This window comes from Ammoniphilus soli (assembly GCF_040813775.1).
Window position 1 is genome coordinate 1 of sequence record NZ_JBEGDL010000133.1, and the last position, 1,278, is coordinate 1,278.

A 1,278-nucleotide genomic window follows, 5' to 3' on the forward strand; every position below is an offset into this window, starting at 1 on the left:
AAAGCAGCAAGGTCACTGTAGCAGCTAGCAAACCACCACCAACCCAGTCAAATTTTACTGACCCCCCCTGCTGCTCATCCTTTAAATATTTACGGTAAAAGGGCAGCGTGATTAAGATGAAGAGAGGGATACAGAATAACCAGCGCCAATGCGCAATGCTTAAAATTAATGCAGAAACTACCGGACCAAGAGCACTGCCAAGAGCCAAACCTACGAAAGCCGTACCCGTAGCTGAACCTCTCCGCTCTGGTGCAAAATAGCGTACCGGGATAAGCATAGCTGTTGCTGGGATCGCAGCAGCTCCTATTGCCTGCAAGCACCTTCCGACAAGCACCATCCAGAAAGTTTGGGAGGTGAGACCGGTAAGTGAACCGACAGCAAACAATAACAAGCCAAACGTCAGCAAATTTTTGAGCTTGTATCGGTCTGCCAGCTTCCCGTAAATGACCGTTCCTATCCCGTAAATCAAAGCATACGATGAAGTGACCCAGCTTACCTGAGCAGTGGTAAGACCAAACGCTTCACGAATCTCGGGAAGTACGAGGTTGAACATCAATGCGCTCATAGCTGAAAGGGCAAGTGTGAACATGACAATCCGCATTAATTTCTCTCCTATTTGCCGTGAAATTTCCGTTTCCATTCTCCATCTCCACCTTAGGTTTCATTCTCTTTGGAATTCCTCCAAATGAAACGGATGATAAATGACAGTCAGTACTAGCTGTCATGGTGTTTCTAAAAAAACTAGGGGGTTAAGGCCCTAGTGAATATCTGTACACTCTCCTCTATAAATGACTCCAGAGACACGGTCGGAAAGTTTGCTTCGTCATCCAAGTTGTTCATAAACGCGCCGAAATTCATCATCATAAACGACAACGCCTGCAGTTCCGGGTTCGTCCGGATCAGTTTGCCCTTCTCGTACATGACCGTAAAATAATTCGTCAAGAATTCCATTAATTGTCGAGGGTGTTGCTGTGTTCTTTCTCGAAAACCGGGCAAATTGCCTTCCTCCTTGATACTGATGATAATCATTTTCCGGTTGCGGTTCATAATTTCATGATAAGTGCGGCTGATCAGGAGCAGGTCTGTATGCAAATCCCACACAATCCTTTCGCTAAACAGCTTTTTCATCTCTTCGGTATAGTGAAAACGGTCAAATGCAGTTTCGAGAAGATTTTGCTTGCTGCCGAAGCGGCGAAACAGCGTCTTCTCACTCAAACCAGCGTCTTCGGCTATTTCCTTGGTAGATACACCGTTGTAGCCTTTCTCTGCTATTAGATC

General features: G+C 45.9%; 2 protein-coding genes. Both read right to left on the minus strand.

Annotated features, from left to right (window positions below):
* The coding region (locus ABLT31_RS38680; RefSeq protein ID WP_367761027.1) for an MFS transporter at nt 1-640 on the minus strand (640 nt) is incomplete at its 3' end.
* Between the two features lie 101 nt (nt 641-741).
* On the minus strand, nt 742-1,278 hold a 537-nt coding region (locus ABLT31_RS38685; protein ID WP_367761028.1), incomplete at its 5' end, for a TetR/AcrR family transcriptional regulator.